Source organism: Pontibacter sp. JAM-7 (assembly GCF_048548695.2).
Classification (GTDB): Bacteria; Pseudomonadota; Gammaproteobacteria; order Pseudomonadales; family Balneatricaceae; genus Neptuniibacter.
Map to the genome: position 1 here is coordinate 53,716 of NZ_JBLYIF020000009.1, position 26,160 is coordinate 79,875.

Consider the following 26,160-nt stretch of genomic DNA (forward strand, 5'->3'; position numbering starts at 1 on the left):
TTGTCGTCAGAACAACGGGCCAACAAACACTAAACCGATTAACTTTCTCTTTAAGGGTGACACTCATGGCACATGATGAAAACTACCGCGATCCAGCGGGCTTTAGCTGGATTATTATCAATCTTATCGCTATCGCCTGGATTACTATGCCCGCCAGCATTGCCATCAGCCGCCTGAGTTTCTGATACCTTAAACGGTATTCAGTTCCCGCTGATAAAAAAGGCCCCGACATTATGCGGGGCCTTTTTTTATGCTGGCAGCGACATCAGCGTCAGTATTTCAAGGTTTCCACACCCTGCTCGGTACCCATCAAAATCAGGTCAGCGCCACGCTGTGCAAACAGGCCGTTGGTAACCACACCAACAATATTATTCAGCTCTGCCTCCAGTTGCTTAGGGTCTAGAATTTCCAGATCGTAAACATCCAGAATGCAGTTGCCGTTGTCAGTGACAAAACCTTCACGCCAAACCGGCATGCCATCCATTTTGACTAACGCTCTGGCCACCTGCGAGCGTGCCATCGGGATCACTTCGACTGGCAGCGGAAAGGCACCCAGCAGATCGACCTGTTTACTGCTGTCGACGATACAGACAAACTCTTTGGCCACCGCCGCAACAATCTTTTCGCGAGTCAGTGCACCGCCGCCACCTTTTACCAGGTGCAGACGCGGATCAAATTCATCGGCACCATCCACATAGACTTCCAACTCATTGACCGAATTCAGATCGTAGACCTGAATACCATGCCCCTTAAGTCGTTCAGCAGTCGCATCGGAGCTGGCCACAGCCGCCTCAAACAAGTGCTTAATTTCAGCCAGAGCATCAATAAAGCAATTCGCGGTAGAACCTGTACCAACCCCAACAATGCTGTCCTGTCCGAGGCGGGGTTTTATGTAGTCAACTGCGGCCTGCGCCACTGCCTGTTTCATTTCATCCTGAGTCATGCTGAAGTCACCGTGGATTAAAGCTTGCCATCGCCGGTATCGGCAGGGCTGAAACAAGTAATTATACGCGTCTGTCCGGCCTGCTTGTAGACGCAAACCCACATAACCTTTACCATTTCCGCCTTTAATCATCGTTGCAACCCGGCCGGCCGATGTCATTCCATCGACAACGATTCCGGTCCGCAAAACAGCAGAAATCTTATGCCGCACCGTTATATCAAGAAAATTCTGGAAGCCCGCGTATACGACGTAGCCGTGGAAACCCCTCTGGATGAAGCCCGCGGGCTGTCTGAACGGCTGCACAACCGAGTTTTGCTGAAGCGCGAAGATAAGCAACCGGTGTTCTCATTCAAGCTGCGTGGTGCCTACAACAAGATGTCCCAGCTCACCGCGGAAGAGCGGGAGTGCGGCGTGGTTGCGGCATCGGCCGGCAACCATGCCCAGGGTCTGGCCTTGTCCGCCCGCAAGCTGGGTGTCAAAGCCACCATCGTCATGCCAAAAACCACCCCCGACGTTAAGGTCAACAACGTGCGCCGGTTGGGCGGTAAAGTGGTGTTGCACGGTGATGCCTACGACGAAGCTGCGACATTTGCCCAACAGCTGGTGCAGGAAAAAGGTATGACGTACGTGCATCCCTTTGATGACCCGGATGTCATCGCCGGTCAGGGCACCATCGCCATGGAGCTGTTACGTCAGGAATCCGGGCCGATCAACGCGATCTTTGTCCCGGTAGGTGGCGGCGGTCTGGTGGCCGGCATCGCCACTTACGTTAAATACTTGCGGCCTGAAACCAAGGTGATCGGAGTTGAGTCCGAAGAATCCGCCTGCCTTAAAGCGGCCATGGACGCCGGTGAACGCGTTGTGCTGCCACAGGTTGGTATCTTTGCCGATGGCGTTGCTGTGGCGCAAATTGGCAAAAACACTTTTGAGCTGGCGCAGAAATATGTCGATGAAGTGATCACTGTCAGCATCGACGAGATCTGTGCCGCGATCAAAGATATCTACGATGATACCCGCTCCATCTGCGAACCCGCGGGTGCGCTGGGGGTGGCCGGTCTAAAGAAATACTGCCAGCGCGAGCAGCTGACTGATCAGACCCTGATTGCCATCGACTCCGGTGCCAATGTCAATTTTGACCGTTTACGTCATATTGCAGAGCGTTCCGAATTGGGCGAGAAACGTGAAGCAATTATTGCAGCGCGTATTCCTGAAAAACCGGGCAGCTTCCGCAAATTCTGCTCGGCATTGGGTCGACGTAATATTACCGAGTTCAACTACCGCTACAGCGACAATGACAGTGCCATTGTGTTTGCCGGCATCCAGATAAAACCCGGCGGCTGCGACCGGGAAGAACTGGTCACTCACCTGAGTGAAAAAGGTTATACGGTAGAAGACCTGACGGATAACGAAACCGCGAAACTACATGTCCGTTATATGGTCGGCGGTCACGCCCCGGCGGCAGTGGGTGATGAAGTTGTATACCGCTTCGAATTTCCTGAACGTCCCGGCGCACTGATGAACTTTCTCAGCCAGCTGGGTAGCCGCTGGAATATCTCCATGTTCCACTATCGGAACCATGGTGCGGCTTATGGCCGGGTATTGGTTGGCATGCAGGTCGGTTCTGATGACCAGAAACTGGTCGAGCAGTTTCTCGATGAGATCGGTTACAACTACTGGAACGAAACCGATAACAACGCCTACCGTTTATTCCTGGGCTGACACCTGGTGGTCACACCCATGCTCCGGCAATGCGATTGCATTGCCGGACAAGCTGATCGCATAGACATCCACCCGCGCCGTACTCTAACCAGCGGTTGAAACTCACCCCGTACACATCCCTTTTTAACTGACTCAGGCCATGGTTTAAGCAGACAGACACGCCTTATTCTGCCTGCTCAAGCATGAACTAAGATGGACGAAAGGTGGATCATGATGCACTCACCAGTGTGCGTCCCTACAAACCCGCCTGGACGTTTGCTGTAGCACTAGGTGCACTTGATCGCATGGAAGCTGCAGGAAAAATTGACCTGACTATGTTGATATCCTGCACCGGGAACAACCCGAAGTGCGGCGCATTTTCGAACGATACGCGCACCGGACCCGGATTAAATCTGATTACGAGGCTTCAACTGCCCCATCTGGCATCTCAGGTGAATGGTTAAAGTCCTGACCAAAAAATGCCTGCCAGACAAACACCAGCAAAGATGCCATACCCCAGATCAGGCCAGTGACCACCCCCAGATCAATGATACCTCGCCAAGGCTGACTCAGCTGATGCACCAGCAACACCATACAAATAATGCCGCCGGTCAGACAGTAAGTCACAATCATGCGGCGACGTTTGATGGCGAAGAAACCCATACAGAACAGGGGTGCCAGCAGGAAACGTAACGGTGACACATTACCTGACAGGAACAGCACTCTGGCGGCGACACGGGGCGACCAGGCCTGCTGAAAACCGCGGTAGCCTTCGGCAAACCCCATAAACAGCACACTCACCACCAGCGCCACCCAGTGGTACCACAGCAGTGAGACGCTAAAGGTTTCCAGCGCAATTCCGCTTAATCGGTAGATGGCACTGCCAAGTATCAAACAGATACCGGAAAGTCCCCAGATTGCCGCAACATTACCCAGCACAATGTATTCCTGTGATTGATTCAGGGCGCACATTATAGCCTCTGTCTTGGCTTAGCCAAAGGGCAAAAAAAAGACCACCGCAAGCGGTGGTCAAAACACGATAAGTGCGAGAGCAAGTAACATCCTGTTACCTGCCTGCGGACTCCTGTTCGCAATCGTTAATAACCTTTCAATTCATCAATATATTCAGGCAGGAACAATGAGATTTCCGGCACATAGGTAATCAGCATCAAGAAGCCAAGCAGCAACATCAGCCATGGCAGACATGCCTTGATTACCCAGAGCATGTTCTCACCCGTTATCCCCGCCGTAACAAATAAGTTAAGTCCCACAGGCGGCGTCAACATACCAATCTCCATATTGACCACCATGATGATACCCAGATGAATCGGGTCGATACCCAGCTTCATAGCGATCGGGAACAATATCGGTGCCATGATCAGCAGAATCGCGGATGGCTCCATAAAGTTACCCGCAATCAGCAGCAAGATATTCACCACAATCAGGAAGCCCCAAGCTGGTAACCCCCACTCAATAATCGCTTCAGCGATACCGTGCGGGATACGCTCAGTGGTCAAAACATGGGCAAACAACATGGCATTGGCAATGATGAACAGCAGCATCATGGATACCTTGGCAGCATCCAGCACCACCTTGCGCACGTCTTTATCGAAAATAGAGCGCGGCAGGGCCCAGACAATCTGCCAGCTATTGCGTACCACAGCAGCAGACACCGCTTCTTCCGTTTTACGCCACGGGCTGTTCTTCAGCGGGCCAATATCACGGTAACCCACAACAGCGATCAGGAAACCATACACCGCCGCCACGGCTGCAGCTTCAGTCGGGGATGCGATACCACCATAGATAGAACCCAGCACAATGATGATCAACATCAGACCGCCCAGGGCAATCAAGCCAGACTTGGCAAGCTTACGGAAGCCCGGGAACGGCTGTGATGGCAGACCTTTGATACGCGCCACAATATAGATGGCGATCATCAGAATCAGACCCATCATCAGGCCCGGAATAAAACCGGCCATAAACATACGCGAAGCCGACACTTCTGTTGCCGCCGCATATACCAGCATCACGATAGAAGGTGGAATCAAAATACCCAGCGTACCGGCGTTAGCGATAACCCCGGCAGCAAAAGCCTTGGGATATCCAGAGCGCACCATGCCGGCGATAACAATGGTACCGATGGCAGCAACCGTTGCTGGAGACGAACCCGATACGGCAGCAAACAGCATGCAGGCCATAACCGATGCCATTGCCAGGCCGCCCTTGATGTGACCGACGGTATCCACCGCAAAGTTGATCAGGCGCCGCGCCACCCCACCCGTGGACAGGAACGAAGACGACAGAATAAAGAACGGAATCGCCAGCAGCGTGTAGTGTTCCGATGTCGCTTCAAACAGCTTCAGGGCAATCGATGCCAATGAGTCATTGGAGAACATCAGAATGGTTGTCACCGACGACAAACCCAGTGCGATCGCAATCGGCATACCCATCAGCATGCAGGCGAACAGAGTAATAAACAGAACTGCTATAGTCATGATTTTTTCTCCCCATTCGCAGCATCATCTGCATTGGAAAACTCAGTCTGTTTCAGCTCATTAGCCAGCTCCATCGACTCTTCCGCTTCGTCTGCAAAATGGAAGCCCTCCGCTTCACCAACGACGACTTTCCAGCCCAGCTGCAAAAACCGCACAATCAACAGCACAAAGCCAATCACCAGGATGGTCATCACCGTCCATTTCGGAATCGGTACATCTTCCAGTTCGATGCCGATCATCTTCATCTTGCTCAGATAGATCCACGAGCCGTACAGGAACATGCCGCAGTAGGCCAGGCAGAACAAAATCGCTAACACCGTGACCGCACGATGCATGCGGTGCGGCAGCGCTTTAACAAACACGTCGACACCAATATGTGCACCGACTTTCACGCCATAGGAAGCACCAAACAGCACAAACCAGGCTGACAGCAGCAGGGTAACTTCCTGCGCCCAATGGATACCGGCACCAAAGCCGAATCTGGCCACTACCTCTACGAAGACCAGCAAGGTCATCGATACCAGCAGCAAAGAGAGAAAACCCTCTTCTAGTTGGGTAATGAAATTTCTCACCATGGGAAAACCTCAGCGGGATAGCCCCGATTATTGTTATAGCTACTCTGACCGGCCGCAGCCGCGCGAGCATAAATACTCACTGGAGAATCAACAGACCGTCACCTCTCCAGTCAATACTGAGTGGATGGGCAGGCCAGGCCTGCCCATCACTGCAGGTATTACTGGTTAGCAGCTTCAGCCGCTTTGATCAGATCAGCACCGATATCCTTTTCAAACTGTTTCCATACCGGCTTCATCGCTTCAACCCACTGCGCACGCTGCTCAGCAGTCAGGGTCAGCACTTCAGAACGCCGAGAGTCGATAATCTGCTGCTTATCTTCTTCGGTCTTCTTAGCGGCAATGTCATTACCGTAAGCGATCGCTTCATCCAGCGCCTTTTTCAGCTCTACCTGGACCGGCTCATCCAAAGACACCCAGAACTCAGTAGAGGTTACGACCAGGTAATCCAGCACACCGTGGTTGGACTCGGTGATGTAAGGCTGTACCTCAAAGAATTTTTTCGAGTAGATGTTGGACCAGGTGTTCTCCTGACCATCAATCGCTTTGGTCTGCAGCAGGGTAAAGACTTCAGAGAAAGGTTTTTTCAGTGGGACCGCATCCACCGCTTCAAACTGCGCCTGCAGCACATCAGAGGTCATGATGCGGAATTTTTTACCTGACGCATCAGCAGGCACCTGCAATGGGTCACTGGCAGACAGCTGCTTCATACCGTTGTGCAGGTAACCCAGACCCACCAGGCCTTTTTTACGCAGAGAGCCCAGTAATTTCTGGCCTTCTTCGCCCTGCTGGAAACGCTCAACAGCAGCCATATCCTTGAACAAGAACGGCAGGTCAAAAATCTGCAGGACATCAGTATATTTCTGGAATTTAGACAGCGCCGGTGCAGCCATCTGCACATCGCCCAGCAACATCGCTTCCAGCACTTTGTTATCGCCAAACAACTGCGAGTTAGGGAACACTTCGACGACTACTTTGTCGCCCATACGTTCCTGCACCAGTTCTTTAAACTTAAGAGCCATCTGGCCTTTAGGGGTGTTTTCCGCAACGACATGGGAAAACTTGAGTTCAACCGGGGCAGCCATGACAGCCTGAGCCCCAAAAGTCATTGCCAATGTAGTGACAGCGGCGGCAAGTAAACGCATAAGTGATCTCCTGTTTAATCTTTGTTGTTATCGTCCGGCTCCACAGTGAAGTCCCGGCACGTTTTTACGAGAGTGTAGTAAACAGAGCAAAGACAAGGCCAAACACAAAAATTAAACAGAAATAATTTTTTATTTATTTAAAAAACATAGTGTTAAAGCATAATTAAAAATAAAAAAGACGACGCAGCAGACTTTTCAATGGGTGGGTTTCCACCCATTTATACTTTTTCATCGGGTCATTTCCACCCAAAATTTGACCCAGATTAAGGAAGCACCAGCAATTATTTGAGAAATTGCGCCCACAGCCGACAGTACTTAAATTCAACAGACCCTTGCCCAGCGATGCTGCCAGGAGCAGAACAGCATGAAAACCAGCCTGTCGATTCAAACCAAGGTGAACGCCTCACTGGCCATTGGGTTCTTACTGATACTGCTCAGCTCTTTGTGGATTATCCATCGCAGCGAATCAACCCTGGCACTGGAAGTGGCATCACGCAATACACAGGAAACCGCCGACGCCTACTTTGACAGCATTAATATCCTGATGATCAGCGGTGCCATGAGTAACCGCCAGACCCTGCAAAACAAGATCCTGTCGAACGAAGACATTACTGAGGCTCGCATCATCCGCAGTCCCTCTATCATCAAGATGTATGGTGCCGGACTGGAAGATGAACAGCCGCTGGATGATCTGGACCGCCGGGCGCTGCAAGGTGAACAGATCATCACCGAACTTGACGATGACAACGGCCATCGCCTGACAGTGGTCACACCGCTCAGGGCAGAAAGCGATTACAAAGGCACTAACTGTCTACTCTGTCACCCGGCAACAGAGGGCTCCGTGCTAGGCGCAGTGCGTGTCACCTACTCCTTTGCCAATTTGGACAGTCGAATTCAAAAAAACTTGCTGCAAGTCGGTTTTGTGCAGCTGGCACTGTTTATTGCTGGCCTGCTGATGGTCAGCTATCTGATGCGCCATCTGGTTGTCGGCCCCGTTAAAAAGATGGCCGCCACCCTGAATGTGATCCGCGAAAATGACGACCTGACCCTGCGCATCCCAGTGAATGCCGATGACGAAATCGGCGCCATGTCCACTTCACTGAATGAGATGCTGAGTGAATTCCACCAGAACCTGCAACGGGTCAGCAGTACCGTAGAACAGCTCAGCACCTCCAGCGTGGAGATCAACGGCATCGCCGACATGGCCAATACCGCCGTCAGCGGCCAGCAGATACAAACCAGTTCGGTGGCAACCGCCATGGAGCAGATGGAAGCCGCCACCCGCAGCGTCTCCAGCAGTGCGGAAAATACTGCCAATGCCTCCGATCAGGCCCTGCGCCAGAGTGAAGCAGGTACCCGCATTACCGCCGAGGCAATCGCCGCCATCGAGATACTGAAACAGCGCATCGACAACGCCCTGACAGTGATTAACAAACTGGATCACCAGAGTCAGCAGGTGGGCACCGTACTTGAAGTGATCGAAAAAATTGCTGAACAGACCAACTTGCTGGCATTGAATGCCGCCATCGAAGCAGCCCGCGCCGGCGAACAGGGCCGCGGCTTTGCCGTGGTGGCAGATGAGGTCCGCGCCCTGGCCAGCAAAACCCGACATTCTACCGAAGAGATCAACAGCATCATTCAGGAGCTGCAAACCGATGCCCGGGACGCGGTGCAGGTGATGCAAGCCGCGCACAACAGCGCAGAAGAAGGGGTCAGCAAAGTCCAGAATACCGCCGATGCCCTGGGCAAAATCGCCAGCGAGGTTCGCTCAATCAACGATATGAACCATACCGTTGCCGCCTCGGTAAAAGAGCAAAGCGAAATGGCGACGAGCGTTGAGCACAGCGTACTGGAGATCGCCAACGCTACACAGCACACCTCCTCCCGCGCCGGTAAGCTGAATCAGGTGGCACACGAGCTGAACACCCTGGCAGGACAACTGGAAAACATGGTGCGCAAGTTCCGCCTCTGACTACCCTGCACTCTCATGCAAAAAGCAGCCTAAGGGCTGCTTTTTTTGTGCCGGCCTGATACCCAAGCGACCCGCATGCGCGGGCCGTTAATCAACCTGAGCAAACGCTATTTCCCTCTGTGATAGGTGAAGCACCATTTTTGTACCGTGTTCCATGCAACGTAAAGCTGCGCAAGTATTGTCGTCCACTGCAATGGATCGCTAAAGCACCTACCTATTTAAGGCAGAAAAATGAACAGCCAGAATTTGTTCATACCCAGAACCCGCCAACGACCAGATGGGATATCACAACACGCTGTCGTAAATGCCCAAAGCAGATAAACGGCTTAAAGGCCAACTAACTACCTTTAAATCAATGACTTGTTATGGAGAAAATTAACGTTTAAGTTTGTAGATATACGACTCGGTTTCGTAAAGTTTTACGACATCGTGTCGTATATTTAGCTGTGAGCACTCTAACCGGAGCTGTCATCATGGGCATGGATTTAGTCAAAATAATCATATCTATTTGCATTCCAATCAGTTCGGCGGGGTTCTTTATGGCTTATAGCCAGCCTCATGTTTTTCTTAAGGCTGCTCCGAGCGTCAGGTATTCCTCTCTGACTGGGTTCGGTGCTGGAGTAGCTGGTACTTCGGTTCAAGCTTGGCTCAAATGAGGCTCACTCGTATTGCTGGCGATATGATGGGGATCCAGTACCTTAATGCCGCACCAGAAGAAGGTGATCTCACCAGCGTCGTTTTTGAAAAAAACGTTATGGGTAGCGAGCCCATTATCTATGGGTCTGTATATGCCTCTGCTTTCTTCACATATTTGCTTTTGCTGGAAAGTATTTTGGCATGGTTAGCCAGTCACATGATTCTTTCCGCCGACCGTTCCCAGAAGGAACCCAAGCATGAAGATACTTAACAGCGCGAAAAATTTGTACGAATGCGGGAATATGGGAATTAATAACTCTCTCATCTTTTACCTTCCATCAATTATAGTGCTAACCAGCAAAGGCATCCAACGCATACTACGCGGCTGCGTTGGGCGTTATTATGAATACATACGATTAGAGAGTGGACCCGGAAATGAGTGAAAAAATTAATCAGTCTTCTTTAAACGCATTGAAAATTGCGTTTACTTATATGCCAAAATCAATTGAAGTAACCAAATTTGAGTATGGTGATCGTTACCAAAAAATATTGGATCACATCGAAACCGTTAGAGAAATTTTATTGCTGAATGACGTTGATCCTGATGAGGTTTCTGGCGAAATAAACCCCGAGAATTCCCCTAACTCAACATATTAATTTAGTCATAGCAGTGCGATTATATAATGAGCGTTACCGGTATTATGTGCATGCGAATCCATAACAAGTCGCCACTGAACGGGGCGTTAAACCCAATCATGATGAAAAGACAGTAATGCAGAAGCTACTCATCCTACTAATGACCCTGATATTTGCGGGCTGCTCGGCGGTGACTGGCGAGAAACCCACCATCGCCCTACCCTTGCTGGAAGGCTGGTTTGAAGCACAAAAAGTCTACTACATCACGACCGATGTCTCTGATCCCGTCATGGCCAGGCAGATGCAGGCGAATTACGCCCCACGACTCAGGGATGCGGTGCCCGATTATCCCAAACCACCGACACAAAAAACCGTGTTAGAGCGTGTTTATACTTTTCCAACCGGACAACAGGCCAGCAGCGTATTTGCTTCAGTGCCAAGCCCACTCGGTCATGGGAGTCAGGACAAGCACTACAGTCCTCTCTGGCTGATCTACACGGTAGAGTGGCGAGTTAAAGACCAGGAAATAGAGCTGCGTTCTGAGGCTGAAATTTTCAAAGCCGAAGCACAGGGCTGGGTACAAATTGAGCGCACCCCTGTGGTGGTAAATTGCCCTGTCGTCAGCATTGACGGCACGCAGTTTCTGCCAACCCCTTAACCAAGCCCGCCGTTAGTGTCCCAGTGCCGCTTTTTGTTGCGATTGCACCGGCCAAGCATGTCACAGACAGCACCTTGGCGCTTAACGGTCTTTATCTCATAACGCTAATTTGTCCTTCACCGCTATTGTGTGTGGGGGGCATTACGCCAAGTGCTTTTGCCGCACGGCCGCTGCATAGATACAGCGGTGCCAGGATCAGAAAAAACAGGCCGCCCGAAGGCGGCCTATGGATGCCCCGAAGGGGTGAGGCATCTTTAACTGGCAAAGCCAGTCGAGCTGTCACACAGCTCGGAGAGAGATCAGAACTTAGCGGTAGCAGTCAGCCACAACTTAGATTTGTCCGCTTTGGCAATGTCATCACCCGCATCGTAGCTGGCATATTTCAGACTCAGACCGTAGTTTTTGCCGAATTTCTTCGCCGCAACAAAGCCCCACTCGTCACCAAAGTCCAGAGAACCTTCTTCAGACTCGTAGTCATGGTAAACCGCCATCAGTTTGATACCGGCCAGTTTGGTGGCAACAGTCACGTAAGTATCTTCAATACCTGCACCCGGCGTACCCAGGAACATATCCGCCCAACCCTGGAACTTATGCTTGGTTGCCAGTGGCGTGTTGAAACCAACACCTTCATCAGAACCCAGCACTTCATAACCCAGTTTGGCAGTTACACCGGCAATGCTTACACCACCTTCAAGTACATAGTAATCAGGCTCTGCCGTACCGCCGACGTTTTCCTGAGTCGCGTATTCTGCAGTGTAAAGCAGCTTAGCATCGCCAGCAGGCTGGCTACCGGACAGACGCACACCGTAGGTATCCAGGCTGTCGTCAGCATCTTCCAGTTCAACACTGTAGTAGTACGCACTCAGGGCACCAATTGGCAGGCCCGTGTATTTAGCGTTAACCAGATGCGTTTCGTGTTCAGTATCAGTACCGGTAATGCCGTTTACAGAAGAGATATAACCGTAGAACAGAGTGGTATCCGACAGGGATTTATTGGTCACTGTAACGGCATCATAGGTCTGTTCATTCTGACGGAAGCCTACGCCACCAACAAAACGCTGGTTGTCCAGCAGGATACGCTGACGACCCAGTTTTACCGTGGTCGCACCCGTGCTGTATGCCAGGTAAGCCTGGTTCACATCGGTATCTTCCGGATCAACGATCGGCGTAGTCCCGCGAACGGTCACACCGTCGGTGTAATCAACATTATCCAGCGCGGTCACATCATCGACTTCCAACAGGGCAGAAACGCCTTTGTAGCTGTCAGTAGTAAACGTGATACGGCTTTTCAGGGTCAGGGCTTCTGCATCAGTCGCGCCATCGTCATTCACATCTTCATACCGCAGACGAAAGCTGATATCGGTTTTACCATTTTCAAATGCTTCTGCGATCGACTCTGCAGCCTGAACCGGGGTCAGTACAACTGATGCGATAGCGGCAGCCAGAATCATACGGGGGGGGAAGTTGATCATGGATTGCTCCTTGTTAGGTTGATAATTAAACCTGAAGGAGCAAGGGGCATGCCAATTAGATGTTTTATGGATACATCTTTAAGAAAAACACCTAAAAGTATATTTTTTGCACATCTTTAGCGCCTGCATGTTTTGCTGTGGTGCAACATAAATGCAATGCGTGTGTAATAAAAGTGCAACTATGCATCAATTTAATGCATATAAAATACATTATTATAGCTGTGACAAAGGTTTACTCGGCGGGTTCCCCTTTAAAGTCACTTTTATCCAGGCCGTACTTCTTCATTTTGTCGTACAGGGTTTTTCGCGGTAGCCCAAGACCTTGCTGCGTCTCTTTAATAGAGCCGCCACAGCGCGACAGCTCGGCCTGAATCAGCAGTCGTTCAAACTGCTCAACCCGTTCCGACAGGGTCAGATCTACCTGATGATCCAGCTCAGTAATGGGTCGGTTCTCAAAATCGAAGGTGCAGTTTTCACCCAATAACACATACCGCTCGGCCAGGTTGCGCAGTTCCCTGACATTACCGGGCCAGTCATAGGTCATCAGGCTGTGCATCCGCTCCGGTGACAACAGCGACACCTCGCGGCTATATTGTGAAGAAGCAATCAGGGCAAAGTGCTGGAACAGCATACCGATATCTTCACGCCGCTCGCGCAGAGGCGGAATATCCACCCGCACCACATTCAATCGATAATACAGGTCTTCGCGAAAGGTTCCCTGATCTGCGGCCTCTCGCAGATCCACCTTGGTGGCGGCGACCACCCTCAGATCGAGTGGAATACTGACGTTAGCGCCTAACCGCTCAATGCTGCGTTCTTCCAGTACCCGTAACAATTTAATCTGCAGCGCCAGTGGCATACTTTCGATTTCGTCCAGAAACAGGGTGCCGCCATTGGCATACTCAAATTTCCCGATGCGCTGGCTGCGGGCATCGGTAAACGCTCCTTTTTCGTGGCCGAACAGTTCTGACTCGATCAAATTTTCCGGTACGGCCCCGCAGTTGATCGCGACAAAATTATGACCACGGCGGGTACTGTGCTCATGAATATAGCGCGCCAGCAGGTCCTTGCCGGTGCCGGTTTCACCGAGAATCAGAATATCCGCTGGAGTATCGGCGATACGATGTACTATCTGCCGCAGCTGGGCGATTTGTGGCGTATTGCCGATAACACGCGGACCGGGAGCACTCTGCGCTTCCAGCTCCTGTTTCAGCTGACGGTTTTCCGTCACCAGACTGCGCTTTTCCATCGCCCGGCGCACCACATCCAACAGCAGTTCAGATGAAAACGGTTTTTCTATAAAGTCGTATGCCCCACCCCGCATGGCATTCACAGCCATGGAGATATCGCCGTGCCCGGTAATTAAAATAACCGGCAGGCTGTCATCCAACTTTTGCACCGCATCCAGCAATGCCAGTCCATCCATACCGGGCAGATTGATATCAGTGACCAGCACCCCGGGCCAGTCTGCACTGAGCTGTTCCAACGCGGTTTCGGCACACTCGTGCAGGTGTACGTCATAACCACCCAGCTCCAGTGTCTGGCCGGCTGCCAGACGAATATGTTGTTCATCATCCACCAGCATGACTGGTAACTCAGTTTCTGTATGCATCAATCGGTGTCCTGCACGTCAGCTATTCAGTTCATTCTGCCCAGCGGCACTGGGTAACCCAAGCAAGAATATCGCGCCGCCTTCCGGGTGATTACGGGCACTTAAGCTGCCCCCCAGATTGGCCACAATCCGATGGGAAATGGATAACCCCAAACCCAGCCCCTGACCCGCTTTTTTGGTGGTATAAAAGGGCTCAAATACCCGGCCAAGTTCCGCTTTCGGGATGCCTGGCCCATAGTCCCGCACGGCGATTTCAACGTCGTTGCCCCGCTGCTGCAGGGTGATTTCTATGTGCGGCCGGTCCTGATCTTCCATGGCCTGCAGGGCGTTGCTGATCAAATTGACCAGTACCTGCTCAAGGCGCACAGTATCCCCCATCACATAACAGGCCTCCAGATCCTGCGGCCAGTCCACCACCGCGTTCACCTTGCTCAGTTTGCCATATAGAATCGACATGGCACCATCGCGCACGTTTTTCAAACAAACCGGCTCTGGCGCACCGGAGGTTTTGCGGGAGAACTCTTTCAGCGGGTGAATAATCTTGGCCATACGCTCGGTCAGGTCGCTAATCTCCTGCAGATTGGTTGCTGCGGTTTCATGCTTACCCATCTGGAGAAAGGCGCGGGCGTTATCGGCATACGTCCGGATCGCTGTCAGCGGCTGATTAAGCTCATGGTTGATACCCGCGGACATTTGTCCCAGCACCGCCAGTTTGGCGGTCTGAATCAACTGATTCTGGGTGTTTTTATGCTGCGCCGCCTCTTCCCGCAACTGCAGGTTCGCCCGGGTCAGGTCTGCCGTGCGCTCTTCTACCCTCAGTTCCAGCATCTCCCGGGTGTGCTGCAATTCATCTTCAAACTGCTTACGCTGAGTGATGTCATGAATGGTGACCAGAAAGCGCTTGATCATGCCGTAGCGCATTTCACCGATAATCAGGTCTACCGGAAAACCGGACCGGTCGGCCCGCACCGCTCTGGCTTCGATCTCCAGTTCAGTCGGCCGCTGGTCCGGCTCAGCAGTCAGGTAGTGCCAACACACAGCACGATCATTTTGCGACAGTAGCTTACTGAAATAAGCACCGGCAATCTGCTGCTCGTCATAACCAAACAGGCGTTTGGCCATACTGTTGCAACTCTCAATGCGCCCCTGACTGTCCAGCGTAATCAGGCCCGCCTGGGTACTGTCGATAATGGCCCGCACCCGTTGTTCATTGGCTTCCAGGGCCTGCGTTTCTTTCTGCTTAAAGCGCTGACGTTCCCGCTGAATACGGTGCCGGGTCGCCAGAAACAGAATTAATAGCACCAGAGCAATAAACACAAACCCGCTGGTAACTGCTGCAGATAGCATTCGCGATGATATCGGCCGGGTGCTGGCCAGAGACACCACATTCAGGCCGGCGTCTTCCAGCCGTCGACTTTGCAACAGGTACTCACTGGCGCTGACCCCGTCCAGCGCCTGACTTTTAATGCGCTCACCTTCTACCAAGGTAATCAGCTCACTGCCATCATCACGGTTTTTTCGCTCCACGACGTCCAATGCAGTCAGGGTATGGTCGCCATAACGCAAGCTGGCAAGAATGCGCTGCAGGTCAGCCTGACTAAGCGGTTTAAGGGTTCTGAACTTCCACGCGTCACGGGTCGATATAAAGATAACGCCATCTTCATCTGTCACCAGCAGATCTTGCTCCGGGTCGGTCCAGTCGGCTTCGATATCATTCAGATCAATCTTCACTACGACGACACCAACCACCTTCATATCGGAATACACCGGATAGGAAAAATAGTAGCCGCGTTTTTTCGATACCGTTCCCAACGCAAAATATTGCCCTGGCCGCCCCTGAATCGCCTCCTTAAAGTAGGGACGAAAAGCATAATTACTGCCCACAAACGAATTCGCCTCGGCCCAGTTACTGGCGGCCAGCGTGGTGCCGTCGGATGCCATCACATACACATCAGCAGTACCCACGGTGTTGTTCACATACTCCAGATAAACACTGGCATCTGCGGCAGCCAAATAGTTGGCTGGCTCCTGCAGCGCCTGAACCAACAGCGAATGAGTCGATAACAGACTGGGCAGGTCACGGTAGCGTTCGAGTTTTTGCTGCAGACTGATCAGGTAACGGTTGAGGTTGGTGGCGCTGCGCTGTTGTAACTCGGCATAGGCACGATCCCGGCTGATCTCTGCCGTTTTGCCCACCACCACCAGAAATAACAGCGCCAGTAACAGCAACATCAGGTTGCGATATGGCTTCCAGTCAAAGGCTGTTTCCTGTGACATATATTATGGTTACCCTGCTGTTGCGATTGATACTTTGGCCACGCCTGACAAGCCCGATAAAGGGTAGTATCGTAATGCCCTGCTAAAGAGTCTAACCCTTATGCCTTATGGAGCAAATCAACCCCATGCTGAAACGTACTAAGATTGTTGCCACGCTAGGTCCGTCAACTGACAAAAGCGATGTGCTGGAACAGATTCTGCGCGCCGGTGTGAACACTGTTCGGCTGAACTTTTCCCATGGGGTTGCGAATGATCATCGTCGCCGTGCAGAAGAGGTGCGCAACACCGCCCGCAAGCTCGGACTATCCATCGCGGTACTGGGTGATTTACAGGGGCCAAAAATCCGCATTGCCAAATTCAAAGGCGATAAGATCCAGCTAGCGCCCGGCGATGCCTTCGCGCTGGATGCCAGTCTGGGCACAGTCTCTGGCGACCAAAATCAGGTGGGGCTGGATTACAAAGACCTGCCAAGAGACTGTGAAACCGGCGACATTCTCATGCTGGATGATGGCCGTATTCAATTACGGGTAACTTCGGTGGCGGGTAGCCGCGTCAATACCGAAGTCGTGATCGGCGGCACACTATCCAACAATAAAGGCATCAACCTGCAAGGCGGCGGCCTCTCTGCTGCGGCACTCACCGACAAGGACAAGCGAGACATTAAGCTGGCCGCAGAACTGGATATGGATTACGTTGCCGTATCATTTCCCCGCTCGGCTGATGACTTGAAAGAAGCTCGACAACTGCTGAATGCCGCCAACGGCCGGGCCGAAATTATTGCCAAGGTTGAGCGTGCCGAAACCGTCACCAGCAGCGACGCACTGGATGCCATTATTCTGGCCAGCGACGGGGTGATGGTTGCCCGGGGAGATCTTGGCGTTGAAATTGGTGATGCCGAACTGATTGGGGTACAGAAACATATTATCAAACGCGCCCGTGAGCTGAACCGGGTTGTGATCACTGCGACCCAGATGATGGAAAGCATGATCGAAAATGCCATGCCCACCCGGGCCGAAGTATTCGATGTCGCCAATGCCATTCTGGATGGCACTGATGCGGTGATGCTGTCCGCCGAAACCGCCGCCGGTAACTATCCAGTTGAGGTTGTGAAGGCGATGACTTCCATCTGCCAAGGCGCGGAAAAACACCAACTGTCCCGGCCCAGCTCAACAGCAAGCTGCCAACCACTGGCGCGTTTTGACGAAGCTATTGCCCGCTCGGCCATGTATACCGCCAACAACCTCGACGGTGTAAAAGCAATTATCTGCCTGACAGAATCCGGCTCTACCCCACTGTGGATGTCGCGTATTCGCTCAGGACTGCCCATTTATGCACTAAGCCGCAACGAGCAAACCCTCCGCCGTGTCGCCCTGTACCGTGGCGTTGAAGGGCTGTTGTTTGATGCCACGGCCATTGCCAAAGAAGCACTATACAAGGAAGTTCTGGCCGGTTTAAAAGCCCGCGGCCTGCTAAATACCGGTGCCCGAGTGATCCTGACCCACGGTTCAGTACTGGGTGAGCATGGCGGCACCAACACAATGCAGGTACTGACGGTCGAATAGTCTCTGTCAGAAATCGGGCGTTTAAACGTAGAGTATTTAAGCGCCCCTCTACTATAATGCACCCCTTTACTGCAGGTTCAGAGGAATTACGTTTGGCACGTTCACTCGCCCAGTCACTGGCATGGTTACAATCATCCGGCCACCAACAGCTACTCAGTCAACTACAGCACGGTATCGAGAAAGAGGGGTTGAGGGTAACTGCTCAGGGTGAACTCTCACAACAACCGCACCCGAAAGGGCTCGGTTCTGCTCTGACCCATAGTCATATCACCACCGATTATTCTGAAGCCCTGCTGGAATTCATTACCCCGGTCTTCAGCCAGCCGGAAAAAGGCATTGAGTATCTCGCCAACCTGCACCGCTACGCCTTCAGCCAGATAGGTTCTGAGCAGATCTGGAGTGGCAGCATGCCGGGTGAACTGCCCAACGCCGAACAGATCCCCATTGCTGAGTTCGGTAGCTCTAACATTGGCCGTCTCAAGCATATCTATCGCGTTGGGCTGGAGCATCGTTATGGTCGAGCCATGCAGACCATTGCCGGCATCCATTATAATTTCTCGATGCCCTGTGAATTCTGGTCACATTACCAGCAATACAAGGGTTCCAATACACCGATACAGGGCTTTCGGTCTGCGGCCTACTTTGCACTGATTCGTAACTTCCGCCGCTATTCCTGGCTATTGCTTTACCTATTTGGTGCCTCACCGGCATTATGCAGCAGCTTTCTCAAGGACAAGCCCCACGCGCTGGAGCATTTTGACGAGCAAACCCTGTATCTGCCGTGGGCTACGTCTTTGCGCATGAGCGACCTTGGCTATTCCAACAAGGCGCAGTCCAGCCTGGGTATCTGCTTTAATCATCTGAACACCTACCTCAACTCTCTGCATCAGGCGATCCATACGCCCCACCCACCTTATGAGGAGATCGGTATCAAGGTGGATGGCAGCTATCGCCAGCTGAACAGCAATGTCCTGCAGATCGAAAACGAGTACTACAGTGATATCCGCCCCAAGCGCGTCACGCGTTCCGGTGAAAAACCGATCCACGCACTGATGAATCGGGGGGTCGAATATATTGAAGTGCGCAATATCGATATCAACCCATTTCTGCCTGTGGGTATTGATGCGATCCAGGCCGATTTCCTGGACCTGTTCCTGCTCAGCTGCCTGCTGCTGGGCGACGACGAGATCAGTAACGGTGAGTGCGGCGAAATTATGGAAAACCAGCAGCAGGTGGTTAACCGGGGACGGGAACCCGGCCTGCAACTGGTCAACAAGGGCCAACCGGTCGGCCTGCAACAGTGGGGGCTGGAACTGATGGATCAGCTCGCGGCAACCGCAGAAGCACTCGATAGCGCCAACAATACCCAGCGCTACACTCTGGCGCTGCAAGCTCAGCGGCACAAACTCGAGGACAGCGAGCAAACGCCATCGGCACAGATTCTAAACGTGATGCGGGAACAGGGGCTAAGTCATGCCGCATTTATTCAGCAACAGAATCAACTGCATGAAAAAACTCTGCAAGCAGCGCCGTTAAGCGAATCGCTGTTTAATTCACTGCAAGAGGAAGCAGAAAATTCGCTGCAGGCACAGGCCGACTTGGAAGCCACCCCGGCACCTGATTTTGACACTTTCCTGGCCAGCTATCTGGCAAACTAACCGCTTTATTGGACAACAAAACTGGTGAAGAAGAGGTCAGAGACGTAGGTCTCGCCCTCTTCATCCAGCAGCAGGTCCTGCACCTTTGACAGCGCCTTTCTAGACAGTTGCTGCTGGGCTTCCACCGTATTTACGCTATCTTCTGTCTGAGCACTGAGCAGAAACACCAGATCATTGCGAATATTAGCCATGTGGTGGTTCACCGCATGATGCGCATCCGGGCTACCTACCTGAATACTGATTTCACATTTCAGAAAACGCGTTTTACCCGGCCCGCCAAAGTTAGTGATAAAAGGCTTCAGCTCAATATAACTGACGTAATCACTATCTGGCTGTGCCTCCGCCATCGCAGTCACGGGTAACAGGCTTAACATCAGACAGATCAATAAACGCACTAGCATTTCAGCCTCCTAAGGCAATCAGTAATGGCAGTATACCCACAGCTATTCTCCACGCAATACTGCGCTGTGAAACCAATTTTCGCTACCGTTAGCATTGCCCGGAATATGTCATGGGCATATGATGGGGCTAGGACGGCTTGTCTGCCAACACAGACACCAGTAGATAAACCAATAATAAAAACTAGAAAATCCGGAGCACACCATGTTGGAAAAATGCAAAGATGCCAAGGAGCGTTGGGGTGGTGTCAGCCAAATCATTGATAACTGGCTGGATGAAAGGCAATCACTGATCAGTCTCTATGTGCACCTGCCGGAGCACCCGATTGATGACCAGTTAAACAGCAGCATTGCCGGTTTCTGTCAGGTCTTGATGGATTACCTATCGTTTGGCCATTTTGAGGTGTATGAGCAGCTACTGCTGGAAGGCACCGAGTTTAACGATGGCAGCGTAGAGAAGGCTCAGGCACTGCTGCCGAAAATTCAAAACACCACTGACCTGGCACTCGATTTCAATGATGCCTGCGCCCAACAGGGCCAGTTTACTGTGCAAAAAATCCGCGAATTCTCAGAAAAACTCTCTCGTTTGGGTGAAGCGCTGGAAGAACGTTTTGCACTTGAAGACCAGATGATCAATATTCTCCATACATCCCATCAGGATACCGTTGCGAGTTAAGCCAATGTCAGCCACCTATCGTGCCGCTGCCTTGATGCTCACCAGCCTGGTATGGCTACCTGGCTGTGACAGCAGCAATGCTCCACAGAGCTGGCAGGAATATGCGTTAGGTGGCGCCTACAGCGCTGCGTTATCAGATGACGCCCGGCTAGCCATTGTCGGCTCTTTCAACCATGGTGGCAGCCTCTGGGAGGTCAACGCCCAGGCCCGTCTATTTGACTGGAATCATGTTACCCCAGGCTACAGCATAATCTCTGCCGCAGGCTTTTCCCCCAATGCCGATTACGCCGTCACTGCCACCCAACAGGACTTGGTATTGTGGGACGTAACCTCAGGCCAGGCGCGGGCCTACTGGAGTGCGCCTGCAGAGATCATGCAGCTTGACCTGTCCCCGGATGGTAACTTTGCACTGCTTGGGCTGGCAGACCACACCGCTGTGTTGTTTGATGTAAAACGTGGTGGCGTCCAGCGTTCACTCCGGCATGATGCCCGGGTGCGCAGTGTCGACCTGAGTAATGACGGACGTTACGCTGTCACCGGCTCTGACGCTTACAATACCCACTTTTGGGATATCCAGCAGGGTACTCAGCTACAAAGCATAAGCCTCGGCAACGTCGTAGACACGGTCGCTCTCTCTCCTGATGCCCAGCGCGCCTTCAGTTCAGGCAGCCTGGACAAAGCGATTATCTGGAATACCCAAACTGGCGAGATTCTGCATACTCTTAGCGACATTAATAGCCTGAAACAGCAACGCATCAGTTACCTGAGCGCACGCTTTTCCAATGATGGTGAGCAATTACTGACCGGGACAGCTTCAGGCCTTGTGCAACTGTGGAATGTCGCTAGCGGCGAGGTTCTAAATAGCTGGCGGGTGCATAAACGCGATCCATACGGACCTGTCCATGCGGGTGTCTATGCTGTCGCGTTTGGCGCTGATGGCGATTACTACGCCCTCGGCTCCAACGGGATACTCAACCAACTCCGCTAAGGCAACCGCCAGACACAAAAAAAGGCCGGTTTAAACCGGCCTTTTTTGCACAGAATGAAGCTTATTCAGCCGCTGGCTCGCCCGCTGCTCCTGCGGTCGCTTCTGTTGGATTAACCTCCAACAGCTCAACTTCAAACACCAGCGTTTCATTTGGACCAATGGCATTACCCATGCCACCTGGACCATAGGCCAAGTCAGATGGAATCACCAGGCGTGCTTTGCCACCTTCTTTAATCAACTGCAGACCTTCAGTCCAGCCAGGGATAACGCCATCCAGTGGGAAGGACACTGGTTCGTTACGCGCATAAGAGCTATCAAACTCCTTACCATCGATCAACGTACCGCGATAATGAACTTTAACGGTATCGGTTGCTTTTGGCATAGCGCCTTCACCGGCCACCAGCTCTTCATACTGAAGACCTGTATCAGTGGTTTTTACGCCTTTTTTCTTACCATTTTCAGCCATATAAGCCTGGCCTTTTTGCATGTTATCTTCGCTCAGTTTAGTAAATTCAGCCTTTTTCTCTTCCATTTTACGGTCTTGGAAGGCCTTCATTACAGTGCGAACCTCTTCAACTGACATCTGAGGTTCTTTATCCTGATACACAACTTTGGCTGCGGCCAAAAATGCTTCGAAATCAAATTTTTCGATGCTCTTAAGCTGTTCACCTACCATCAGGCCAACACTGTAGCTGACTTTCTGTTCCTCTGTTTTCAGTTCCACTGCATTCACCAGAGGGGAAACCATGCCTACACTCAGGGCAACGGCCAGCATTGTTTTTTTCATGATTAATTGAATCCTTTAATACTTATATTTGAAAAAAAACCCGCTTAAGCCTGCGGGGTTCGAGGTTCAAACATCTGCCTGCATCCGAACAAAAACAGATTCGATGGTACCTTAGTGGCCGATTAAACCGTAAAGTTCAGCCGCTGGCCAGTATTAGTCAGAATCAGGATCCGCCAGCGCCGCATATAACGGTGCCAGTAAAGCAGAAACGCCGGCCACTGACTGAGACTGGGTTTGCAGATAGCACGCCAGGTTTTGCTGCACCAAGTCTTCCGGCGGCGACACCTGCCGACGCTCTGCAACCGCTGCATACAGCAGCGCCAGTTCCACCTGTTCACAACACAGCTCGGCTTCACGCAGCGCCTGATAGCAGGCATCCAGTGTGGCGTGTTCCTGATGTTTATGCCGCACTTGGTAACGAGCAGCCCTGACAGGCAGTGTCACCTGCTGCTGCCACGCCAGTGCCGGTGAGTCGGCAAAATCCGTAGCCCTTAGCACAATGCCCTGTTGACCCGCCCAGCACGCCAAAATAAGTCGATTAACACTCAGTCCAAACTGATCCTGCAGAGCAAGGCAAGCCGCCTCCACACCGGGACGGGAATAAAAAAACAGGGCAAAACGCCAAAGTTCGTTTTCCAGATGCATTGCTGTTGTTAAAATCCGCGCCATGATTCAAATACAGAACCTCAGCTTACAACGCGGTCGTAACCCATTGCTAGAGCAGGCCAGCCTGACTTTGCATGACGGCTGGAAAATCGGTTTTGTCGGTGCCAATGGTGCCGGCAAGTCTTCGCTGTTCAAACTACTGCTGGGGGAACTGCACCAGGACCAGGGCGATCTACTACTGCCTGGCGGTTTGCGTATCGCGCATATGGCACAGGAGGTGCCCGCCACAGAACGCTCTGCACTGGATTATGTACTGGATGGTGACATCGAACTGCGCCGCATCCAGCAGGCACTGGCCAATGCTGAAGCACAGGAAAATCACAGCCAGCTCGGTAGCCTGCATGCCGAGCTGGATACACACAACGGTTACAGTGCCGAAGCCCGAGCGGCACAACTACTGGATGGGCTGGGCTTTGCCCCGGCTGATATCAGCCGGCAAGTGAAAGATTTCTCCGGCGGCTGGCGCATTCGCCTGAATCTGGCACAAGCTCTGATGCGCCCTTCTGACCTGTTACTGCTGGATGAGCCCACTAACCATTTGGATCTCGATGCCACTATCTGGCTGGAGCAATGGCTGCGCCAGTATCCCGGCATGCTGATGCTGATCTCTCATGACCGTGACTTCCTCGACAATGTCGTCACCCATGTCGTGCATCTGGAACAACGCCAGTTACTGCTCTACAAGGGTGGCTATTCCAGCTTCGAACAACAGCGCGCCGCCCGACTGGCACAGCAACAATCGGCTTTTGATAAACAGCAGCAGCGTATCGCCCAGATAGAAGACTTTGTCCGGCGTTTCCGTGCCAAAGCCACCAAAGCCAAACAGGCGCAAAGCCGCCTGAAAGAATTAGAGCGCATGGAAACCATTGCGCCAGCACACATAGACAGCCCTTTCAGTTTCCGTTTCGAAGCCAGCGACAAACTTTCCAACCCGCTACTGACCCTGAATAAAGCCGTATGCGGCTATCCGGACAAGGCGATACTGGAGCAGGTGAAACTCAACCTTGCCCCCGGTTCACGTATCGGCCTGCTGGGCCCTAACGGCGCCGGTAAATCGACCCTGGTAAAAACCCTGGTCGGAGATCAGCCTTTGCTGGCAGGCGAACGCAATTGTGGCGAGCACCTGCGGGTCGGTTACTTTGCCCAGCATCAACTGGAAGCACTGGACCTGAACGCCTCTCCTGCCCTGCACCTGAAACGGCTGACACCGCAAAAAACTGACCAGGAAATCCGCGATTTCCTCGGCAGCTTTGGCTTTCATGGCGACCAGTCATTGGAGACGGTCGCCACCTTCTCCGGCGGCGAAAAAGCCCGTGTTGCGCTGGCCATGTTAGCCTGGCAAAAACCCAACCTGCTGCTGATGGACGAGCCAACCAACCATTTAGACCTGGAGGTTAGGCACGCGCTGACACTGGCGGTACAGAGCTTTGAAGGTGCCCTCATTCTGGTATCCCATGATCGCCACTTACTGCGCAACACTGTGGACGAATTCCTGCTGGTTGCCAATGGCGAGGTCGCATCGTTTGACGGTGATCTCGATGACTACCAGCAGTGGCTGATCCAGCAGAAACGTCAGGCAAGCAATGAGCCCGCCGCGCAAGCGACCAGCACTGGCGACAAACGTTCGGTCAGCGCTGCTGAGCGTAAGGAGCAAAAGCGGTTAGCAGCCGAACGGCGCAATCAGCTGCGTCCCCTGCGCAAAGCCATCGAAAAACTGGAGAAAACTCTGGACCAGTGCCATAGCCAGCAGGCCGATATTGAGACCCAGCTGGCCGACAGTGATTTGTATACTGATGGCCAGAAAGACCGGTTGAAGGCACTGCTACAACAACAGACTGAACTGAAGCAGCAAGCAGATCAGACAGAAGAGGAGTGGCTCAGCCGGCAGGAGGAACTTGAAACACTGCAGGCTGACGTGGAAGCAGAAACCACCGGCTAAGCAGCCGGTGCCTGTTCCAACATAGTAGAGAGTGAACGGATCGCTTCATCTTCGATCAGTAATTTATCCAAAGCGACTTGAGCAATTTCCGGTGTCAGGCCCAAAGCTTCATATACTGCCGGTTCCGGCGCTTCCAACGGACCATCACTTAAGCCCTCCTGGCGCAACAAACGGTTGGTAAGATAAAGAATCATCGCCATGACTGAATGCTCACCGGTGTAACCCGGTTGGTTCTGATGACGAATCGCGGTGCATACTGACTCCGGCAGCGCCCAGCTCGATAACAACCAGCCCCCAATCTGTTCACGGGTCACATTCAATACCTGCTGTTCAACCTGATTCAGCGGAAAATGTGGATTCGCCTCTATATAGCGCACCAGCAACGAAAATTGCGGCGCGAACAGATGCGCCAGCACCAAGTAACCAAAGTTATGCAGCAGCCCAGCGAGATAAGCCATGCCGGGCACAGGACGAATATCGGTGGTGATCTGCCGACACAGCTTTTCCGCCAGACACGCACTGTACACTGACTGTAACCAGAAAGGCGTTCCCCCCCGCGGCCCATCTTTAGGCACCCGCAGCACCTTCCCCATACCGGTACCCAGTGCCATATTCACCACCAGATCAAATCCGAGCACCCGGATTACTGCATCATCAATCGAACTGACATCGCCGGGAGCGGCATAGTACGGTGAGGCCGACCAGCTCATCACCTGCGCCGACAGACTTGGGTCTACCTTCACGACCGGCACCAAATCCGCGACCCCCGCATCCGGGTCTGACCGAAGCATAATGATCTGCTGTACCGTGGGCGACAGGGAGGGCAGGTCAAGCGTATCTTCCAGGCGCTGCTTGATACGTAACGCAGTGAAACGCTCAACTGCCTTGCTGATGACAACCTCATCATCACCTCTGGGCTGTTCAGCCTCAATTTCATCAGTTGTTACCGATAGCTGACAGGGTACCGCACCGGCAAAATCAGCCCGTACCGCGGGAAAGCTTAACCCAGAGCAAAGTTCAATCAATGTGCTGCTGTCATACCTGAGGCACTGGGGGTCCACCAGCAAAGGCAGAGACAATAATTTTTTTTGCCCACTAGGGCGCTGCAACGCTTCCTGACTAAAAAATCGGCAGACATCTTCATGCCTTACCGGCTGTAACTGCCGGTGCGTCTGCTTCCAAACAACGGTTAAATTTAACAGTGAACGGGCGGGCATGATCGCTAATACCTTGCCATCACTGTCATGCAACAGCACCATGCGTAACATATTATCCGCATGGTCTTCCGGAATTCTGACGCCGAGTGCCAATTTCATTCTCCCTCTATGGTCATGACGCAATCTAAAGCGTAGATTAGTAAAGAAATATCC

Annotated in this window: 22 protein-coding genes; 10 read left to right on the top strand and 12 right to left on the bottom strand. The window is 52.4% G+C overall.

The genetic code is table 11. The features are described from left to right. Positions 1-271: 271 nt before the first annotated feature. Positions 272-943, bottom strand: coding sequence for a ribose-5-phosphate isomerase RpiA (rpiA, locus tag ACFVYJ_RS12465; protein WP_419415396.1), 672 nt, complete (start codon positions 941-943; stop codon positions 272-274). Positions 944-1,144: 201 nt separating this feature from the next. On the opposite strand from rpiA, the gene ilvA reads away from it, so the two are divergent. Beyond that, on the top strand, positions 1,145-2,662 hold the full coding sequence (gene ilvA / locus ACFVYJ_RS12470) for a threonine ammonia-lyase, biosynthetic (RefSeq protein ID WP_419415395.1): 1,518 nt from the start codon (positions 1,145-1,147) through the stop codon (positions 2,660-2,662). Between the two features lie 396 nt (positions 2,663-3,058). Here ilvA and ACFVYJ_RS12475 read toward each other — a convergent pair whose 3' ends face one another. From ACFVYJ_RS12475 to ACFVYJ_RS12490, 4 genes are all read right to left on the bottom strand, one after another. Then, positions 3,059-3,613: a hypothetical protein gene (locus tag ACFVYJ_RS12475; protein WP_419415394.1), complete on the bottom strand. Its 555-nt coding sequence runs from the start codon at positions 3,611-3,613 to the stop codon at positions 3,059-3,061. A gap of 125 nt (positions 3,614-3,738) precedes the next feature. Continuing rightward, positions 3,739-5,136 (bottom strand): TRAP transporter large permease, encoded by a 1,398-nt coding sequence (locus ACFVYJ_RS12480; protein ID WP_419415393.1) that lies wholly within the window; start codon positions 5,134-5,136, stop codon positions 3,739-3,741. Continuing rightward, positions 5,133-5,711 (bottom strand): TRAP transporter small permease, encoded by a 579-nt coding sequence (locus tag ACFVYJ_RS12485; protein WP_419415392.1) that lies wholly within the window; start codon positions 5,709-5,711, stop codon positions 5,133-5,135. The genes ACFVYJ_RS12480 and ACFVYJ_RS12485 overlap by 4 nt, the downstream gene beginning before the upstream one ends. A gap of 158 nt (positions 5,712-5,869) precedes the next feature. Continuing rightward, positions 5,870-6,853 carry a TRAP transporter substrate-binding protein gene (locus ACFVYJ_RS12490; protein ID WP_419415391.1) on the bottom strand — a complete coding sequence of 328 codons (984 nt, stop codon included), beginning with the start codon at positions 6,851-6,853 and terminating at the stop codon, positions 5,870-5,872. A 364-nt stretch (positions 6,854-7,217) separates the two neighbouring features. On the opposite strand from ACFVYJ_RS12490, the gene ACFVYJ_RS12495 reads away from it, so the two are divergent. From ACFVYJ_RS12495 to ACFVYJ_RS12510, 4 genes are all read left to right on the top strand, one after another. Continuing rightward, positions 7,218-8,825, top strand: a complete 1,608-nt coding sequence (locus tag ACFVYJ_RS12495) for a methyl-accepting chemotaxis protein (protein WP_419415390.1) — start codon at positions 7,218-7,220, stop codon at positions 8,823-8,825. 643 nt (positions 8,826-9,468) lie between these two features. Beyond that, the gene (locus tag ACFVYJ_RS12500) at positions 9,469-9,732 is read left to right on the top strand and encodes a hypothetical protein (protein ID WP_419415389.1); all 264 of its coding nucleotides are present in this window, start codon (positions 9,469-9,471) and stop codon (positions 9,730-9,732) included. A gap of 164 nt (positions 9,733-9,896) precedes the next feature. Continuing rightward, positions 9,897-10,118 carry a hypothetical protein gene (locus ACFVYJ_RS12505; protein ID WP_419415388.1) on the top strand — a complete coding sequence of 74 codons (222 nt, stop codon included), beginning with the start codon at positions 9,897-9,899 and terminating at the stop codon, positions 10,116-10,118. A 115-nt stretch (positions 10,119-10,233) separates the two neighbouring features. After that, positions 10,234-10,755, top strand: a complete 522-nt coding sequence (locus ACFVYJ_RS12510; RefSeq protein ID WP_419415387.1) for a DUF7482 domain-containing protein — start codon at positions 10,234-10,236, stop codon at positions 10,753-10,755. 299 nt (positions 10,756-11,054) lie between these two features. Here ACFVYJ_RS12510 and ACFVYJ_RS12515 read toward each other — a convergent pair whose 3' ends face one another. The 3 genes from ACFVYJ_RS12515 to ACFVYJ_RS12525 all read right to left on the bottom strand — a co-directional run bounded on the left by ACFVYJ_RS12515 (position 11,055) and on the right by ACFVYJ_RS12525 (position 16,116). Further along, positions 11,055-12,227: an alginate export family protein gene (locus tag ACFVYJ_RS12515; protein WP_419415386.1), complete on the bottom strand. Its 1,173-nt coding sequence runs from the start codon at positions 12,225-12,227 to the stop codon at positions 11,055-11,057. A gap of 232 nt (positions 12,228-12,459) precedes the next feature. After that, entirely contained in the window at positions 12,460-13,839 is a 1,380-nt protein-coding gene (locus tag ACFVYJ_RS12520) for a sigma-54-dependent transcriptional regulator (RefSeq protein ID WP_419415385.1), read from the bottom strand. A gap of 18 nt (positions 13,840-13,857) precedes the next feature. Beyond that, the gene (locus ACFVYJ_RS12525; protein ID WP_419415384.1) at positions 13,858-16,116 is read right to left on the bottom strand and encodes an ATP-binding protein; all 2,259 of its coding nucleotides are present in this window, start codon (positions 16,114-16,116) and stop codon (positions 13,858-13,860) included. 125 nt (positions 16,117-16,241) lie between these two features. Here ACFVYJ_RS12525 and pyk point away from each other — a divergent pair, with 125 nt between their 5' ends. Both pyk and gshA read left to right on the top strand, forming a co-directional pair. Beyond that, on the top strand, positions 16,242-17,678 hold the full coding sequence (gene pyk, locus ACFVYJ_RS12530; protein WP_419415383.1) for a pyruvate kinase: 1,437 nt from the start codon (positions 16,242-16,244) through the stop codon (positions 17,676-17,678). Between the two features lie 92 nt (positions 17,679-17,770). After that, entirely contained in the window at positions 17,771-19,336 is a 1,566-nt protein-coding gene (gene gshA, locus ACFVYJ_RS12535) for a glutamate--cysteine ligase (protein WP_419415382.1), read from the top strand. A 5-nt stretch (positions 19,337-19,341) separates the two neighbouring features. Here gshA and ACFVYJ_RS12540 read toward each other — a convergent pair whose 3' ends face one another. Continuing rightward, complete coding sequence (locus tag ACFVYJ_RS12540; protein WP_419415381.1) at positions 19,342-19,737, bottom strand: flagellar basal body-associated FliL family protein; 396 nt, start codon at positions 19,735-19,737, stop codon at positions 19,342-19,344. A gap of 202 nt (positions 19,738-19,939) precedes the next feature. Between ACFVYJ_RS12540 and rsd the strand changes: the two genes are divergently transcribed. Both rsd and ACFVYJ_RS12550 read left to right on the top strand, forming a co-directional pair. Continuing rightward, complete coding sequence (rsd, locus tag ACFVYJ_RS12545; RefSeq protein ID WP_419415380.1) at positions 19,940-20,410, top strand: sigma D regulator; 471 nt, start codon at positions 19,940-19,942, stop codon at positions 20,408-20,410. A 4-nt stretch (positions 20,411-20,414) separates the two neighbouring features. After that, a complete protein-coding gene (locus tag ACFVYJ_RS12550; RefSeq protein WP_419415379.1) occupies positions 20,415-21,398 on the top strand; it encodes a WD40 repeat domain-containing protein in 984 nt (327 codons plus the stop codon). Between the two features lie 61 nt (positions 21,399-21,459). Here ACFVYJ_RS12550 and ACFVYJ_RS12555 read toward each other — a convergent pair whose 3' ends face one another. After that, entirely contained in the window at positions 21,460-22,185 is a 726-nt protein-coding gene (locus ACFVYJ_RS12555; RefSeq protein WP_419415378.1) for an FKBP-type peptidyl-prolyl cis-trans isomerase, read from the bottom strand. Positions 22,186-22,338: 153 nt separating this feature from the next. Then, entirely contained in the window at positions 22,339-22,854 is a 516-nt protein-coding gene (locus tag ACFVYJ_RS12560; RefSeq protein WP_419415377.1) for a TIGR02444 family protein, read from the bottom strand. Here ACFVYJ_RS12560 and ACFVYJ_RS12565 point away from each other — a divergent pair. After that, on the top strand, positions 22,853-24,790 hold the full coding sequence (locus ACFVYJ_RS12565; RefSeq protein ID WP_419415376.1) for an ATP-binding cassette domain-containing protein: 1,938 nt from the start codon (positions 22,853-22,855) through the stop codon (positions 24,788-24,790). The genes ACFVYJ_RS12560 and ACFVYJ_RS12565 overlap by 2 nt on opposite strands. Here ACFVYJ_RS12565 and ACFVYJ_RS12570 read toward each other — a convergent pair. Next, on the bottom strand, positions 24,787-26,106 hold the full coding sequence (locus ACFVYJ_RS12570; RefSeq protein ID WP_419415375.1) for an HDOD domain-containing protein: 1,320 nt from the start codon (positions 26,104-26,106) through the stop codon (positions 24,787-24,789). The two genes, ACFVYJ_RS12565 and ACFVYJ_RS12570, sit on opposite strands and share 4 nt — an antisense overlap. Positions 26,107-26,160 lie beyond the last annotated feature (54 nt).